Below are 16,160 nucleotides of genomic sequence, written 5' to 3' on the forward strand. Positions count from 1 at the left end.
ATCATTGTGCCATATCTGTGTCAAAAGTCCTCAAACTACTTGAAAAAAGATATAAAAAAGGACTTATGTCAGAAGTAAAAAACAATAAAAAAACCCCTTAAAACACTGATAATCACCAGTTTATAAGGGGAATTTTAGTGAAGGCAGAAGGATTCGAACCTTCGACCGCCTGCTTAGAAGGCAGGTGCTCTATCCAGCTGAGCTATGCCTCCATTACTCTTGGAAAAAATTGTCGGGGTGGCAGGATTCGAACCTGCGGCCTCCTGCTCCCAAAGCAGGCGCGATAACCGAGCTACGCTACACCCCGAAAAACAATAAATCATAAAGCGGAGGGACAGGGACTCGAACCCTGGCACCGATTACTCGATGACAGTTTAGCAAACTGCTCCATTACCACTCTGGCACCCCTCCATGCTCAAGAAAACGTGTCTGTTTTGCGGTTGCAAATTTAAGACATCTTTAGACTTCTCACAAGTATTTCAGGGCTTTTTTTCAATATTTTTTGTCTTTAATATAAAAACACTTCAATATCAAACATATAGATTAAAAATAAATATAAAAAAGATAAACACAGTATCAAAATATGAAATTGTATAAAAAAGTTTAAATTTGCTACATAAACTAACATTATGAAAGTCATGAACAAAAGAGTTGTTATCGTTTCTGCCGTTAGAACACCTATCGGAAGTTTTATGGGGGGATTATCTACAGTTACTGCTCCAAGATTAGGTGCAGTTGCTATTAAAGGTGCATTGGACAAAATAAAATTAGATCCAAATTTAATTGATGAAGTATTTATGGGCAATGTAGTTCAAGCTGGCGTAGGACAAGCTCCTGCCAGACAAGCTGCAATATTTGCCGGTTTACCTAATACGGTTGCCTGTACCACAATAAATAAAGTATGTGCTTCAGGAATGAAGGCAGTTATGTTGGGCGCGCAAGCGATTCAATGTGGTGATGCAGAAATTGTTGTTGCCGGTGGGATGGAAAACATGAGTTTGATTCCACATTATATGAATTTAAGAACTGGAACTAAATTTGGTTCAGCAACCATGATAGACGGAATGCAGAAAGACGGACTGACTGATGCTTATGATAACAGCGCTATGGGAGTGTGTGCTGATTTATGTGCTACAGAATATAACTTTACCCGTGAAGACCAAGATAACTACGCAGTTCAATCCTATGAGCGTAGCGCAAAAGCTTGGGATGCTGGAAAATTTGATAATGAAGTTGTTCCTGTTTCTGTTCCACAAAGAAAAGGAGATCCTATCATAGTTTCTAAAGACGAAGAATTTACAAACGTAAAATTGGATAAAATACCAGCATTGAATGCTGTTTTCACAAAAGACGGTACTGTAACTGCAGCCAACGCATCTACAATAAATGATGGCGCCGCAGCTGTGGTATTAATGAGCGAAGAAAAAGCTTTAGCTTTAGGACTAAAACCGCTGGCTTACATTAAAGGTTATGCTGATGCGGCGCAAGAACCAAAATGGTTTACTACAAGCCCTTCAAAAGCAATTCCAAAAGCATTAGAAAAAGCAGGAATAGCGATTAGTGATGTTGATTATTTTGAATTCAATGAAGCTTTTGCAGTAGTAGGCTTAGCTAATTCTAAAATTTTAGGTTTAGATGACAGCAAAGTAAATGTAAATGGTGGAGCAGTATCTTTAGGACATCCCCTTGGTTGTTCCGGAGTAAGAATAATTGTTACGTTAATTAATGTTTTAGAACAAAATAACGGAACTATCGGTGCTGCTGCAATTTGCAATGGTGGTGGTGGTGCCTCGGCAATTGTTATTGAAAAAGCATAACTAATACTAAATTTAATGAGTTATGGGTTTTTGAACTTATAACTCATTTTACTTAACTCTAAATCAATCTAAATGTTCGGAATTTGTAATCTAGCAATGATCCCGCTTCGCTTTGAACCTAGTGACAAAAGTGAAATTGTTTCTCAAGTTTTATTTGGGGAACATTTTGAAATTTTAGAACAACTTAAGCAATGGTCTTACATCAGAATGCAATATGATGATTACGAAGGCTGGATAGACTCTAAACAGTTACAACCGATTTCAGAGTCCAGCTTTAAGCGATTGTCAACAGAAGCTATCATTTTAAATTCTGATTTGATTGAATATGTTACTGCTCCAAACAACTTATTAATACCTATTCCTCTTGGGTCTTCGTTAGCATTTATCAATCACAATGAAATAAATGTTGCTAATTTTGATTTTGAAGGAATTAAAACCAGTGGTGAAAAAGCTAAAAGCAACTTAATCAATACAGCCTTTATGTATATGAATGCTCCTTATTTGTGGGGAGGAAAAACACCTTTTGGTATTGATTGTTCCGGATTTACTCAAATGGTATATAAACTTAATGGTTATAAATTACTCAGAGATGCTTCACAGCAGTCAAAACAAGGAGAGGCATTAAGTTTTATTGAAGAAAGTGAACCTGGAGACCTAGCTTTTTTTGATAATGATGAAGGAGCAATTACCCATGTTGGAATTATAATGGAAAATAATTATATCATTCATGCAAGTGGAAAGGTTCGAATAGATAGACTAGATCATCTTGGGATATATAATGCCGAAATAAATAAACACACTCATAAACTCAGAGTGATTAAAAAAATTATTTAAAACGGCATCTTTATTTTTTTTAGTTTATAAATTTACTATGCGTGCTTTTAATGAATTATACTCTGCCGTCATATCCAGTGCTCTGTATAAATTCAATAGTAATTTAGAAATATCTTGATTCTTAGGAATTTCTACATTACCTTTTTCCAAATAGGAAATAGCTTTTTTAATTAAATTATCCTTTTTAATTATCATCTGTTCATAAATCTTCATGTCACTAGGTGATGTACCAAGATTACTCATCTGATCCATTATCTCTTTTTTCTCATCAAGTTTTAAATAGGCTAAATTTAGATAGGAATCAGGATTTTTGGGATCGATCTCTAATATCTTGTTATTAAATTTCTCTGACTTTTCTAAATCTCCTTTTTCAAGATACATATAGGCCATAGTTGTGTATATCTCAATTTTCTTAGATGGGGATTTTTCCATCCTTGGCTTTATATGAGTTCCTGATTTAATAGTTAAATCTCTCGATGCTGCCGAACTAAATAATTCATCTTCATTATTTTGCTTATTAACAGCATAATAATCTAAACCCTTCCCTGAATATTTGAGAATATCCAACTCTTCATAAAGTTTTAAAGCCTGATTATAATCTTTAGCATCTCTAAAATAAGAAGCTGCATAATATAAATTTATAGTATCTCTTTTGTTAGTCAAATAAATAGTATGCATTTTACTAGCCCCTTCTGAAAACCTTTTAGCCTTAGCATCTGAAAGAGCACTATTAAATAAATCCTTTTGTATTTTTTTAATAGATTCTAATGCAGCAACTGAATATTTAAATTTTTCTGATGCCTTTTCAGCCGCGATTAACTCTTGATAAGCAGTTACTGTGAGAGCAACATTTTTAGTTGGTTCAATATTATTTTCTACTAAACCAGTTAAAACTTTAGCTTTTAAGTTATAGAATTCCGATTGATCAACTGCCTCCGCATTAAAAATTAAATACTCTGCACCATTTAAAATATCTATTGCTTGCTGAAATTTACCACTATTATACTCTATTGCAGCTGCCTTTATTTGATTTTTTTGAGCAAATGATACTATTGAAAAAAATAATAAGAAGATAATCGAAAAGTAATGCTTTTTCATATTAATATTGGTTTTGGTTTTAAAGTTAGAATTTTATTTAATTTTAAGAGTTATACTGGTTAAAGTCCATCCTAATTAATAAAAATTAAACATAATGTAATTTAAAAATATAATTAAATTTTTGTTTTACAAAAAAAATAGTAACAATTATTTAATATAACATTTATCCATTTTTAACACATTAATTATCAGCAAATTAAAAATTACAATATTTTACCTTGTTAATTACTATTCCTACTAAATAAAAAAATCATACAAAAAATAAAACCCTTTCAAAGTATAAACTTTTGAAAGGGTCTTTAAGTATTTTTGTTAAACAATTATGCTTTTTTTTTGTAAACTTTTTTACATTTTTGCTTTTAATGCTTTGTATTCTGCCGTCATTTCTAAAGCACTGTAAACACCTAAAAGAGTTTTAACAACATCTTCGTTTTTAGAATCTAATTCAACCGCTTTTTCAAGATAAGGAATCGTTGATTTAAAAAGTTCTTCTCTTTTCTTTTTCAAATCATCATAACGCTTCATATCCTTTGTGGATGTACCCAATTTGTTCATTTCATCAATAATTGCTTTTTCATTCTCTAACTTCATTGCAGCTAGATTGATGTAAGCATTGATGTATTTTGGGTTAATTTCAATCACTTTTTTGTAATATTTCTCCGCTTCATCCGTGTTCTTCGCATTAGCACTTAATACTCCAAGGTTAAAAATCAATTCTACGTCGTTTGGATTTTTTTCCAATACTTCAGCGATTAATTTTTTATACATGTCAAAATCTTTAGTTTCTAAATAAAGATTAGCTTCAGTTAAAGTCAAAGATGTGTCTTCAGGATTTGCTAATCTCGCTTCAGAGATTGCTTTTTTAGCTTCCTCGGTTTTACCTTTTTCAACTAAAATCAAAGCCATATTCTTGTAAATTTCACCTCTTTTAGAAGGAACAACTTCAGTTCTTGGCTTTTCGTGTGTTCCTAATTTCACCATTCTATCTCTCTCCTGAACAGTCGTAAAAAAATCTTCTTGTGTTGTTAACTTATTTACTGCAAAATAACTGGTTCCTTTTCCAGAATAGTTTAACGTTTTTAAATTATCATACAACTCAAGCGCTTTGTCATACTCTTTAGCATTAACATAAGTAGATGCAGCATAATACAAATTAATAGTGTCTTTTTTGTCTAACAAATAAGCATCATATAATTTTTTAGCACTATCTGAATGTTTATCCACTTTTGAATCAGCAATTGCACTATTAATTAATTTGAATTTAATATCTGTAATTGAAGCTGAGGCTTGCGTTGAGAATTTTACTTTCCCAGAAGCTTTTTCAGCTGCAATTAAATCTTGATATGCTTTTGCAGCAAGCGAAAGATTCGTACTGGCATCAACATTCTTGTTTGCTAAATCCAATAAAGCGTTTCCTTTTACAAAGAAAAACTGTGCTTTTTCAGCATCTGGAGCATTAGCTATTAAAGATTCTGCTTCCATCAAAATGGTTACCGCCTCTTGAGATTTCCCACCTTTAAGCGCCTTTTCAGCTGCTTTAATTTGATCCTTTTGAGCAAAAGTAGCTACTGATATCAATAACGCTGATGCTAGTAATACATATTTACCTTTCATAATATTCTCTGTTTGTTTAATAATTATTCTTGTTTTTCTTTTTTAATTAAGCTTCGTCGTCAGAATCGTCTTCTTCAGTTTCATCCTCAGCGTCATTTTCTTCTGTTTCATCTTCATCATCGTCCTCTTCTACACCTTCGTCCTCGAGAACTTCTAATACCGGTTTCACTCTTTCGATAGCGTCAGATTCAATAATATTTCCGTCTTCATCAACAACCACTTCTGCCACATCATCTTTCATTACTTTGGTAACAGCAGCAATTGAATCTTTACCTTTTAGATTTATCAATTTAACCCCTTGGGTAGCACGTCCCATTACACGCAAATCTTCAATAGCCATTCTGATTGTTAATCCAGATTTATTAATAATCATCAAATCATCAGCGTCAGTAACTGCATTTATCGAAATAAGTTTTCCGGTTTTTTCTGTTATATTAAGTGTTTTTACACCCTTTCCTCCACGATTAGTAATTCTATAAACATCTTCGCCATCTTCATCGACTAATTTGGTACGCTTTCCATAACCATTTTCAGTAACTACTAAAATTTGGGAATCGTTAATATTTTCCTTATCTACAGTAACCATGCCAATAACTTCGTCCGTATCATCCTTAAGAGTAATACCACGAACTCCAGAAGCTGTTCTTCCCATCGGACGCGTTTTAGTTTCTTCAAAACGCACTAATTTTCCAGATTTTACAGCCAAAATAATTTGACTTTCACCATTGGTTAATTTCGCTTCCAATAATTCATCGCCTTCCTTAATAGTGATTGCAGCAACTCCATTTACTCTAGGTTTAGAATATTTCTCTAAAGAAGTTTTCTTAACCTGACCTTTTTTGGTTACCATAATAAGGTTATGGCTTTTTATGTAATCTTGATCTTTTAAATCTTGCGTACAAATAAATGCTTTTACTTTATCATCGCTTTCAATATTTACCAAATTTTGAATTGCTCTTCCTTTAGCCGTTTTACTTCCCTCCGGTATTTCATAAACACGCATCCAGAAACATTTTCCTTTTTGAGTAAAGAACATCATATATTGGTGATTCGTTGCTACAAACATGTGCTCTAAGAAATCCTGATCTCTTGTTCCTGCACTTTTTTGTCCAACTCCACCTCTATTTTGAGTTTTATATTCTGTAAGATTAGTACGTTTAATATAACCCGCATGAGAAATTGTGATAACTACATTTTCATCGGCTATTAAATCCTCGATACTAACATCACCGCCAGAATACTCAATTTGAGAACGACGCTCATCACCGTATTTATCGCGAATTTCAGTCAATTCTTCCTTAATTAAAGCAATTCTCAAGTTTACATCCGCTAATAAAGCTTTCAAATGCTCTATTAATTTCATGATTTCGTCGTATTCCGTTCTTAACTTGTCTTGTTCTAAACCGGTTAATTGACGCAAACGCATTTCTACTATAGCACGAGATTGAATATCTGATAATTTGAACCTTTCAATTAATTTTTCTCTTGCTTCTTCAGTACTTTTTGAAGCTTTGATTAAAGCAATTACTTCATCAATATTATCTGAAGCAATAATCAAACCTTCTAATATATGTGCTCTTGCTTCGGCTTTTTTCAATTCGAATTGCGTTCTGCGAGTCACCACATCGTGACGGTGTTCGATAAAATAATGAATCAGATCTTTCAGATTCAACATTTGCGGACGTCCTTTTACGATGGCAATATTGTTTACACTAAAAGAAGATTGTAATTGTGTAAATTTATAGAGCGTATTCAAAACTACGTTTGGCGTAGCATCACGTTTTAAAATATAAACGATACGCATCCCGTTTCTATCCGATTCATCTCGGATATTCGCAATTCCATCAATTTTTTTGTCATTAACTAAATCAGCCGTACGCTTAATCATGTCAGCTTTATTGACTTGGTATGGAATTTCGGTAACAATGATACACTCACGACCATCTACTTCTTCAAAACCAACTTTGGCACGCATCACAATACGCCCTCTACCTGTTTTGAATGCTTCACGAACGCCTTCATAACCATATATGATACCACCAGTAGGAAAATCAGGAGCTTTGATATGCGTCATCAACTCGTCAACCTCAATATCATTATTATCCATGAAAGCTAACGTACCGTTAATCACTTCCGTTAAGTTGTGAGGTGGCATATTAGTCGCCATACCTACCGCAATTCCTGTTGCCCCATTTATTAATAAGGTAGGAACACGCGTTGGCATTACTGTCGGTTCTTCTAGCGTATCATCAAAATTTAATTTAAAATCAACCGTTTCTTTATCTATATCCGCTAAGATTTCTTCCGAAATCTTACGCATTCTAGCCTCTGTATAACGCATTGCTGCAGGACTATCACCATCCACAGACCCAAAGTTACCCTGACCATCTATTAATAAATAACGCATACTCCATTCCTGCGCCATACGAACCATGGCATCATAAACAGAGGTGTCACCGTGAGGGTGATATTTACCAAGAACTTCCCCAACAATTCTTGCGGACTTTTTGTGGGCTGATCTAGAGTTAACTCCTAAATCATGCATTCCAAATAGTACTCTTCGATGTACTGGTTTCAAGCCATCTCTAACATCTGGAAGAGCTCTTGATACAATTACTGACATCGAATAATCGATGTAAGCCGTTTTCATTTCATCTTCAATGTTAATAGGAATTAACTTTTCTCCTTCAGACATAAGTTGTTATATTAAATAATTATATTAGTTTCCAAACGTGCCAATATACGCTTTTTTGAAATTTTAAAACCAATTTTAAAATACTTATTTCAATGATTTATTAACAAATTAAACTTCGCTTTTCGTTAATAATTTAAGGTAAATTTAACTTTAATATTATGATTATTTTTGTCTCTTAGCTGACACGACTTCTTATAGGAATGGTTTTTGTTTTTCTATCACTAATTCACTAAATTTACGATATCAAATATATATTATGGATGATAATTTTTCACCAAGAGTAAAAGACGTTATTACTTACAGCAAGGAAGAAGCTTTGCGATTAGGGCATGACTTTATAGGAACAGAACACTTAATGTTGGGTATTTTAAGAGACGGAAATGGAAAAGCAATTCAAATATTGAATAACCTGGATGTTGATTTGGATCACTTACGTAGAAAAGTGGAAATCCTAAGCCCTGCCAGTCCAAGCTTAGAAGTAAATGTTGAAAAGAAAAACCTACACTTGACAAGACAAGCAGAAAGAGCCTTGAAAACTACTTTCCTGGAAGCTAAAGTATTTCAAAGTTCTTCCATCAGTACCGCACATCTATTGTTGTGCATATTAAGAAACGAAAACGATCCAACAACCAAGCTATTGAATAAACTTAAAATTGATTACGACGTAGCCAAAGAACAATATCTAAACATGACTCCAAACGAAGAAGATTTTATAGAAAACTTGCCACGAAACGAATCGTATAATGACGATTCAGGACAAGATGACAGTCTCAAAGAAGGAACTTTTAACAATCCAGCCAATAAATCAAATAAAAAATCTAAAACACCAGTTTTAGATAATTTTGGTAGAGATTTAACAGAAATGGCCGAAGAAGGAAAACTAGACCCTGTTGTAGGACGCGAGAAAGAAATTGAACGCGTTTCTCAAATTTTGAGCCGTCGAAAAAAGAACAATCCTTTACTTATAGGGGAACCTGGAGTAGGAAAATCAGCTATTGCCGAAGGTTTAGCGTTACGAATCATTCAGAAGAAAGTATCTCGTACTTTATTCAATAAACGTGTCGTAACTTTGGATTTGGCGAGTCTGGTTGCCGGTACAAAATACCGCGGACAATTTGAAGAACGCATGAAGGCAGTTATGAACGAATTAGAAAAAAATGATGATATCATTCTTTTCATAGACGAAATTCACACTATTGTTGGTGCCGGTGGCGCAACAGGTTCTCTTGATGCTTCTAATATGTTTAAACCAGCATTAGCTCGTGGAGAGATTCAATGTATTGGTGCAACTACATTAGACGAATACAGACAATACATAGAAAAAGATGGTGCATTAGAAAGACGTTTTCAAAAAATAATTGTGGAACCTACATCAGTTTCCGAAACAATTACAATTTTGAATAATATCAAAAACAAATACGAAGATCATCATAATGTTACCTACTCGCAAGAAGCAATTGAGGCTTGTGTAAAATTAACGGATAGATATATGTCCGAACGTTTCTTGCCAGACAAAGCTATTGATGCATTAGATGAAGCAGGTTCAAGAGTTCACATTACTAATATTGAAGTTCCAAAACAAATTTTAGATCTCGAACGTCAACTAGAGGATGTTCGTGAATTGAAAAATGTTGTAGTGAAAAAACAAAAATACGAAGAGGCTGCCAAACTTCGTGATGATGAAAAACGCATTGAAAAAGACTTAGCTATCGCCCAAGAACAATGGGAAGAAGATGCTAAAAATAACCGAATTGAAGTTACAGAAGACAATGTCGCTGATGTTGTTTCGATGATGAGCGGAATTCCTGTTAATCGTATTGCGCAAACAGAAAGCAATAAACTAGCTAAACTTCCAGAACTAATTGAGGGAAAAGTAATTGGACAAAAAGAAGCAGTAATGAAAATTGCTCGTTCTATCCAAAGAAATCGTGCCGGATTAAAAGATCCGAATCGTCCAATTGGCTCTTTTATATTCTTAGGACAAACTGGTGTTGGTAAAACCCAATTGGCTAAAGTTTTGGCTAAAGAATTATTCGATTCTGAAGATGCTTTGATTCGTATTGATATGAGTGAATACATGGAGAAATTTGCGATTTCTCGTTTAGTTGGAGCTCCTCCGGGATATGTAGGATATGAAGAAGGTGGTCAATTAACAGAAAAAGTTCGTAGAAAACCATATTGTGTTGTTTTATTGGATGAGATTGAAAAAGCGCATCCTGATGTTTTCAATATGCTATTGCAAGTTTTGGATGATGGTTATTTGACAGACAGTTTAGGTCGAAAAATTGATTTCAAAAACACTATAATTATCATGACTTCGAATGTTGGAGCCAGACAATTAAAAGATTTTGGACAAGGAGTAGGTTTTGGAACTGCTGCCAAAGTAGCTCAGGCTGACGATAATTCGAAAAGCATTATTGAAAACGCATTGAAAAAAACTTTTGCTCCTGAATTCCTAAACCGAATTGATGATGTAATTGTTTTCAATGCTTTGGAGAAACATGATATCGATTTGATTATCGAAATCGAATTGAAAAAATTATTTGCTCGTGTTGCGGAACTAGGATATCAATTGAATCTTTCTGATAAAGCAAAAGCTTTTATTGCAGAGAAAGGTTTCGACAGACAATTTGGCGCAAGACCTCTTAAAAGAGCTATTCAGAAATATGTTGAAGATGCACTTGCTGAAGAAATCATCACTTCTAAAATTAGTTCTGGAGATGAGATTTTCATGGATATTGAAGATGGCGCTCAAGAATTAACAGTGCAAGTTCATAAGGCGGGAGAACCAACAAATCCATAATTATTAAACAATTATCTTGATATAAACCCGTTACGTTTTTATAACATAACGGGTTTATTCTTTACGGCAAATAACCTTTTTTTTAAAAACAAATATTTACATTTGAGTTTTAAAAAAAGATTTAATAAAATTAATATATGTCAGATAACAAAGTTATTCTAGGTAGCGAAGAATGGTGTTCTTTTCCAGAATTAGGGATTCCTACCATTAAAGCCCGAGTGGACTCGGGTGCAAAAACATCTGCTCTACATGCTATAAACATTGCTCCATTCATTAAAAATGAAAGCAACTGGGTAAAATTTGACATTAACCCGATTCAAAATAATTTAAAAACGGTAATCCATTGTGAAGCACCATTAATTGATAAACGGATTGTTAAAAGTTCCAGTGGTTTTAGAGAACAACGTTATGTAATTCAAACAAATCTTCAAATTGGAAGTTCCAAGTGGCCAATAGAAATGACGTTGACAAATCGAGATTCTATGGGTTTCAGAATGCTTTTGGGACGTGAAGCCATGAGCGGAAGAGTTCTCGTTGATCCGGAACAAAAGTATCTTTTGGGACAACCTACAACTGACACTTTAAAAGAATTATATAAAAATTCGGAAAAAGCAAGTTCTGGTTTACGAATCGGACTTTTAGCAAGTAATCCTGAATTGTACAGCAACAAGCGTATTATGGAAGCTGGTGAAATGCGTGGTCACGAAATGCACTTTCTAAACATCAAGGAATGCTACATGAAACTGGATGCAAAAACACCAGAAATTCATTATCGTGGCGGTAAAATATTAAATCAATTTGATGCCATCATACCTAGAATAAGACCTAGTATCACTTTTTACGGATGCGCACTGACACGACAATTTGAAGCCTTAAAAGTGTATTGTTTGAATTCATCAAATGCCATTACACAATCACGCGATAAATTGTATTCATTGCAATTGTTATTAAATCATGGTGTAGAAATTCCTACGACTGGTTTCGCTAATTCTCCTTTAGATACTGATGACTTGATAAAAATGGTTGGAGGTTCTCCTTTAATCGTAAAATTACTCGAAGGAACCCAAGGAAAAGGAGTCGTATTAGCAGAAACGAAAAAGGCCGCAGAAAGTGTAATTAATGCTTTCAAAAGTTTAAATGCCAATATATTAGTTCAAGAATTTATCAAAGAAGCTAACGGAAAAGATATTCGTTGTTTTGTAATTGACGGAAAAGTAGTCGCAGCCATTCAGCGCGAAGCAATGCCGGGCGAATTTAGAGCCAACATTCATCTTGGAGGAACAGCATCGGTTATAAAAGTAACTGCAGAAGAAAAACGTATTGCCATAAAAGCAACTAAAGCTATGGATTTGAAAGTAGCAGGAGTTGATATTATTCGTTCCGCAAAAGGGCCATTATTATTGGAAGTAAATTCATCCCCTGGATTAGAGGGAATTGAAGGCGCTACTAATAAAGATATTGCCGGCGAAATGATCAAAGCAATTGAAAAAAATTTCAAACAAAAAACAGATTTGAAATAGTATTATACCAACCTTGAATTTGTAAAAAATTTATTTAAGTTTTGGTCATTCTTAAAGTTAAAAACAAAATAGTAAACCTAAAAAAATGAACGAGTACCTTGCTATAATTCTTCGCAGTAGTGCCGTTTATTTTTTTATGGTTATCGCTTTACGCCTTTTTGGCAAGAAAGAATTGTCTCAATTGAACACTGCTGATGTAATATTAATTCTACTCATCAGTAACTCCGTTCAAAATGCAATGGTTGGAAACGATACCAGTTTATGGGGAGGCTTAGCCGCGGCTTCGGTCCTTTTTAGCATTAATTTTATTTTAAAGAAATTAATGTATAAATATCCCCGATTCAGTGATTTCATGCAAGAAAAACCAGAAATCCTGATACACGATGGTAATTTGGATTTTAAATCTTTAAGCAAATTAAATATCACATCGGATGAATTAAAAGAAGCCATGCGCGAACATGGAATCGAATATTTTAAAGATGTAAAACTCGCAATGCTAGAAATTGATGGAAATATTAGTATCATTTCGGGCAACCAAAATTTAAAACAAACGTATCACAAGCGCAAACACATTCACAAAAGTTTAAGCGGGATAAACTAAAGGAAATAGTAATCGCAGATCAATTTTCGTTATTTTTAGATTTACAAAACACTTAATATGTCGAATATAAAACTAATAATAGAAGAGCGCCCGAGTAATATTGGCAACTTTATGGTGGGAAGATTACTTCCGTTTCGAGAAAAAAGAATGGTTGGGCCATTTGCATTTATTAATCACTGATAAGACGACTATCTATATTTGTGGAGGAGAACCTTTCCCAGAAGAACGAACTATCTACTGGAATTTTGTGGCTTCAACCAAAGAATTGATTGAGCAAGCCAAAGAAAAATGGTTGGCACAAACCTTTGAAAAAATTCCTGGTGAAACTGAATTTGTTCCACTTCCGGAGCAAATTAAAAAACAATAAATATTAAAAGATGACAGCAAATATTGGCGCTGAACTTTACAAAACGGAAAAAGAATCTGAAACAAATTTGATCATTTCTGATGAACCGGACGGAGCGGACAAAAAAGATTTAGGCTTTACGCCAAAAGAATTACTGGCTTCTTCCCTATCCACACTTGCACAGCAATCACTTTGCGCCTGTATGCGAACAGAAAAGGCTGGAATTTAACCGATGTAAAAGTTGAACTCCGTTTTGAAGCTGATTCAGTAAAAACAAATTCAAAATATTTCGCAATATTAAATTACGCGGAGATATAGAAAAGGATCAAAAAGCGCGATTATTAATCATTGCAAATAAATGTCCGTTACACAAAATTTTAACCAATCCTATCGAAATAACTACCACATTAAATTAGAAAGCCATGACAATAGAACATTTAAACAAAACAAAAAACGGTCATTTCAAAGCGATTGATAATGAAAAGGAAGCCGGAAGAATGACCTATACTTGGGCAGGAACGGATAAATTTATTATTGACCATACTGAAGTAAATCCAGATTTTGCTGGACAAAACGTAGGTAAAAAAATGGTGTTGGAAGCCGTGCAATACGCAAGAGAAAACAATCTTAAAATTTTGCCTTTATGTCCTTTCGCAAAAAGCGTGTTTGATAAAACAAAGGATATACAAGATCTATTGTTTTAATAAATAGAATTTTTTGAGCATAAAAAAAACCATTCTCAGAATGGTTTTTTTTATGAATATTATTTTAGCATTAAATAAAAATACTGAAAATATAATAAATTATTGCTGCTAATATAGCTGAAATTGGAATGGTTAAAACCCATGCCCACAACAAGCTTACGGTCATTCCCCATCGTACAGCTGAAACTCTTTTAGTAAGTCCAACTCCAATGATAGATCCAGTAATCGTATGCGTTGTACTTACAGGAACTTTAAAATGCTCCGTAAAATACAAAGTTAATGCTCCTGCAGTTTCTGCAGCAACGCCTTCAAAAGAAGTTACTTTTGTAATCTTAGAACCCATTGTTTTTACAATTTTCCAACCACCACTCAAAGTACCGGCAGCAATTGCAGAGTAACATGCTAGCGGAATCCAGTCTGGCATTTTGAAAGCTCCATTTTCATCCGGAAGAACTACATCTAACCAATTCGGTAAGCTTTCCTGTGCGATACCACTAGTTTGAATATAAACAGTAACAGCCGCAGCTATAATACCCATTACTTTTTGGGAGTCATTTCCACCATGCCCTAAACTAAAAGCAGCTGATGATAATAATTGCATTTTTTTTAACCAATACGTTGACTGATGCAGATTTAAGCTACTGAAAATTAAACAAAAAGAACTTACAGACAAAACAATAAATGCAACTAAAAACCACTTAATATTGTGTGATTCAAAAACAACACTCCAAAACTGGGAGTCGAAACGTGGTTTCTTTATTTCATCAAAGTATACCATTTGACTTTCCACAAACCAAATAGTTAGCAACATTAATGAAACCGTAAATATTTTAGGATAAATACTTCTTTTCGATGCATTAAGAAGCCAAATTGAGATTAAATACGACATTAGGGCACCAATTAAAGGAGCCAAAACAATGAAGGCAATAATGATTAAAACCCCTGAAGGGAATCCTCCGTTTTTACCTGCGGTATACCAGTTTACAGTATCATACCAATACGCAGTATGAATTTCCGTTCCTTCAATTACTGCATATCCAAAAAAACCATGGACTGCAATAGCGTGTGCAATTGCTGCTCCAGCGAATCCTCCAATAAGAGTATGTGAGGAACTGGAAGGGATCCCTTGCCACCAAGTGAATAAATTCCAAATAATTGCAGCTATAACTCCAGCAAGGATCACAACTAAATCAATTTCCAAGGTATTGGCAGTTTTCGCAACCGTATCAGCGACTCCAAAACCAAAAACCCAATAGGCCAAAAAGTTAAAAAAAGCTGCCCATACAACTGCTTGAAACGGACTTAATACTTTTGTGGCAACAACCGTTGCTATAGCATTGGCAGCGTCATGAAAACCATTGATGTAATCAAAGATCAAAGCCAGCACTATAATAACTATAAGTAGAGTAAATTCCATAAATTATAATTTCAGAATAAAACCGATTGAATTAAGAATGTTTTACAGAAATAGATTCTAGAACACCTGCTACGCTCTTACACTTATCAGTTGCTGTTTCTAAAACTGACAATACTTCTTTGTACTTGATAATGTTTTTAGCATCCGTTTCATTTTCGAATAAATCAAGGACTGCTTTATCATAAACATTGTCTGACTTATTCTCTAACTTATTGATTTTAAGACAAGCATCAGTAATATTCTTCATTTTTTTCAAATCTCTCAATTCTCTTACTGCCACATCAATATTCTGACATGCCTCAAGATTAATCTCGGTCAATTTTCTGATAGATTTTGTAATTTTATCTACTTGATACAATCGCATTCTACTCGCTGCACCATGAAGATTACCCGCTACATTGTCTATTGAAGTTATTAATGAATAAATATCCTCTCTATCAAACGGTGTAATAAAATTTCTACTCAACTCAAGATTGGTTTGACGGGTTATATCCTCCCCTTTTTGCTCTAAAACATCGATTTTCTGAAAAAGAACTTCACGCTCTTTCAAAGGAAGGTTTACAGCTTCGTGCAAATTTGTAGCAATTTCAATTAAATTACTTGATGCTTGTTCAAAAAGCGGAAAGAACTTTTTGTCTTTAGGAACCAAAAATTGGAAAAAATTATTTATGTTCATTTCATTAAAATTTAGTCCGGCAAAATTACTTCATT

Annotated in this window: 12 protein-coding genes, 3 tRNA genes and 2 pseudogenes; 9 read left to right on the plus strand and 8 right to left on the minus strand. The window is 33.9% G+C overall.

The window, feature by feature from the left end; all coding sequences use genetic code 11:
• Positions 1–138: 138 nt before the first annotated feature.
• The 3 genes from DR871_RS08765 to DR871_RS08775 all read right to left on the minus strand — a co-directional run bounded on the left by DR871_RS08765 (position 139) and on the right by DR871_RS08775 (position 411).
• Positions 139–212 (minus strand) — tRNA-Arg (locus DR871_RS08765).
• 20 nt (positions 213–232) lie between these two features.
• A tRNA-Pro gene (locus DR871_RS08770) sits at positions 233–307 on the minus strand.
• A 20-nt stretch (positions 308–327) separates the two neighbouring features.
• Positions 328–411 (minus strand) — tRNA-Ser (locus DR871_RS08775).
• A 227-nt stretch (positions 412–638) separates the two neighbouring features.
• On the opposite strand from DR871_RS08775, the gene DR871_RS08780 reads away from it, so the two are divergent.
• Complete coding sequence (locus tag DR871_RS08780; protein WP_113666043.1) at positions 639–1,817, plus strand: acetyl-CoA C-acyltransferase; 1,179 nt, start codon at positions 639–641, stop codon at positions 1,815–1,817.
• 72 nt (positions 1,818–1,889) lie between these two features.
• Positions 1,890–2,651 carry a C40 family peptidase gene (locus DR871_RS08785; protein ID WP_113665635.1) on the plus strand — a complete coding sequence of 254 codons (762 nt, stop codon included), beginning with the start codon at positions 1,890–1,892 and terminating at the stop codon, positions 2,649–2,651.
• 24 nt (positions 2,652–2,675) lie between these two features.
• On the opposite strand, the gene DR871_RS08790 is transcribed toward DR871_RS08785, so the two are convergent.
• From DR871_RS08790 to gyrA, 3 genes are all read right to left on the minus strand, one after another.
• A complete protein-coding gene (locus DR871_RS08790; RefSeq protein ID WP_113665634.1) occupies positions 2,676–3,749 on the minus strand; it encodes a tetratricopeptide repeat protein in 1,074 nt (357 codons plus the stop codon).
• 345 nt (positions 3,750–4,094) lie between these two features.
• Entirely contained in the window at positions 4,095–5,363 is a 1,269-nt protein-coding gene (locus DR871_RS08795; protein ID WP_113665633.1) for a tetratricopeptide repeat protein, read from the minus strand.
• Between the two features lie 46 nt (positions 5,364–5,409).
• A complete protein-coding gene (gene gyrA / locus DR871_RS08800) occupies positions 5,410–8,058 on the minus strand; it encodes a DNA gyrase subunit A (protein WP_113665632.1) in 2,649 nt (882 codons plus the stop codon).
• Positions 8,059–8,314: 256 nt separating this feature from the next.
• Between gyrA and DR871_RS08805 the strand changes: the two genes are divergently transcribed.
• The 7 genes and pseudogenes from DR871_RS08805 (at position 8,315) to DR871_RS08835 (ending at position 14,032) form a co-directional block, all read left to right on the plus strand.
• Positions 8,315–10,861: an ATP-dependent Clp protease ATP-binding subunit gene (locus DR871_RS08805; protein WP_113635627.1), complete on the plus strand. Its 2,547-nt coding sequence runs from the start codon at positions 8,315–8,317 to the stop codon at positions 10,859–10,861.
• 137 nt (positions 10,862–10,998) lie between these two features.
• Positions 10,999–12,381 (plus strand): 30S ribosomal protein S6--L-glutamate ligase, encoded by a 1,383-nt coding sequence (gene rimK / locus DR871_RS08810; protein WP_113665631.1) that lies wholly within the window; start codon positions 10,999–11,001, stop codon positions 12,379–12,381.
• An 85-nt stretch (positions 12,382–12,466) separates the two neighbouring features.
• Positions 12,467–12,982, plus strand: a complete 516-nt coding sequence (locus tag DR871_RS08815) for a DUF421 domain-containing protein (protein WP_113665630.1) — start codon at positions 12,467–12,469, stop codon at positions 12,980–12,982.
• A 57-nt stretch (positions 12,983–13,039) separates the two neighbouring features.
• Positions 13,040–13,159 (plus strand): annotated as a pseudogene (locus DR871_RS16655) (pirin family protein); the annotation flags it as partial.
• Between the two features lie 7 nt (positions 13,160–13,166).
• Positions 13,167–13,349: pseudogene (locus tag DR871_RS08820) on the plus strand (pirin-like C-terminal cupin domain-containing protein); the annotation flags it as partial.
• A 10-nt stretch (positions 13,350–13,359) separates the two neighbouring features.
• Entirely contained in the window at positions 13,360–13,557 is a 198-nt protein-coding gene (locus DR871_RS08825; RefSeq protein WP_113665629.1) for a hypothetical protein, read from the plus strand.
• Positions 13,558–13,750: 193 nt separating this feature from the next.
• Positions 13,751–14,032: a GNAT family N-acetyltransferase gene (locus DR871_RS08835; RefSeq protein ID WP_113665627.1), complete on the plus strand. Its 282-nt coding sequence runs from the start codon at positions 13,751–13,753 to the stop codon at positions 14,030–14,032.
• 70 nt (positions 14,033–14,102) lie between these two features.
• Here the strand turns inward: DR871_RS08835 and DR871_RS08840 are convergent, their stop codons facing one another.
• Together DR871_RS08840 and DR871_RS08845 are read right to left on the minus strand one after the other, a co-directional pair.
• On the minus strand, positions 14,103–15,449 hold the full coding sequence (locus tag DR871_RS08840) for an inorganic phosphate transporter (protein ID WP_113665626.1): 1,347 nt from the start codon (positions 15,447–15,449) through the stop codon (positions 14,103–14,105).
• Between the two features lie 31 nt (positions 15,450–15,480).
• A complete protein-coding gene (locus DR871_RS08845; RefSeq protein ID WP_113665625.1) occupies positions 15,481–16,125 on the minus strand; it encodes a DUF47 domain-containing protein in 645 nt (214 codons plus the stop codon).
• Positions 16,126–16,160 lie beyond the last annotated feature (35 nt).

Source organism: Flavobacterium petrolei (genome assembly GCF_003314435.2).
GTDB lineage: Bacteria > Bacteroidota > Bacteroidia > Flavobacteriales > Flavobacteriaceae > Flavobacterium > Flavobacterium petrolei.

What these genes read in the sequence shown, in the direction of transcription:
- DR871_RS08780 (WP_113666043.1), top strand. Translation starts at nt 639, where the DNA reads ATGAACAAAAGAGTTGTTATCGTTTCTGCCGTTAGAACACCTATCGGA.
- DR871_RS08785 (WP_113665635.1), top strand. Translation starts at nt 1,890, where the DNA reads ATGTTCGGAATTTGTAATCTAGCAATGATCCCGCTTCGCTTTGAACCT.
- DR871_RS08790 (WP_113665634.1), bottom strand. Translation starts at nt 3,749, where the DNA reads ATGAAAAAGCATTACTTTTCGATTATCTTCTTATTATTTTTTTCAATA.
- DR871_RS08795 (WP_113665633.1), bottom strand. Translation starts at nt 5,363, where the DNA reads ATGAAAGGTAAATATGTATTACTAGCATCAGCGTTATTGATATCAGTA.
- gyrA (WP_113665632.1), bottom strand. Translation starts at nt 8,058, where the DNA reads ATGTCTGAAGGAGAAAAGTTAATTCCTATTAACATTGAAGATGAAATG.
- DR871_RS08805 (WP_113635627.1), top strand. Translation starts at nt 8,315, where the DNA reads ATGGATGATAATTTTTCACCAAGAGTAAAAGACGTTATTACTTACAGC.
- rimK (WP_113665631.1), top strand. Translation starts at nt 10,999, where the DNA reads ATGTCAGATAACAAAGTTATTCTAGGTAGCGAAGAATGGTGTTCTTTT.
- DR871_RS08815 (WP_113665630.1), top strand. Translation starts at nt 12,467, where the DNA reads ATGAACGAGTACCTTGCTATAATTCTTCGCAGTAGTGCCGTTTATTTT.
- DR871_RS08825 (WP_113665629.1), top strand. Translation starts at nt 13,360, where the DNA reads ATGACAGCAAATATTGGCGCTGAACTTTACAAAACGGAAAAAGAATCT.
- DR871_RS08835 (WP_113665627.1), top strand. Translation starts at nt 13,751, where the DNA reads ATGACAATAGAACATTTAAACAAAACAAAAAACGGTCATTTCAAAGCG.
- DR871_RS08840 (WP_113665626.1), bottom strand. Translation starts at nt 15,449, where the DNA reads ATGGAATTTACTCTACTTATAGTTATTATAGTGCTGGCTTTGATCTTT.
- DR871_RS08845 (WP_113665625.1), bottom strand. Translation starts at nt 16,125, where the DNA reads ATGAACATAAATAATTTTTTCCAATTTTTGGTTCCTAAAGACAAAAAG.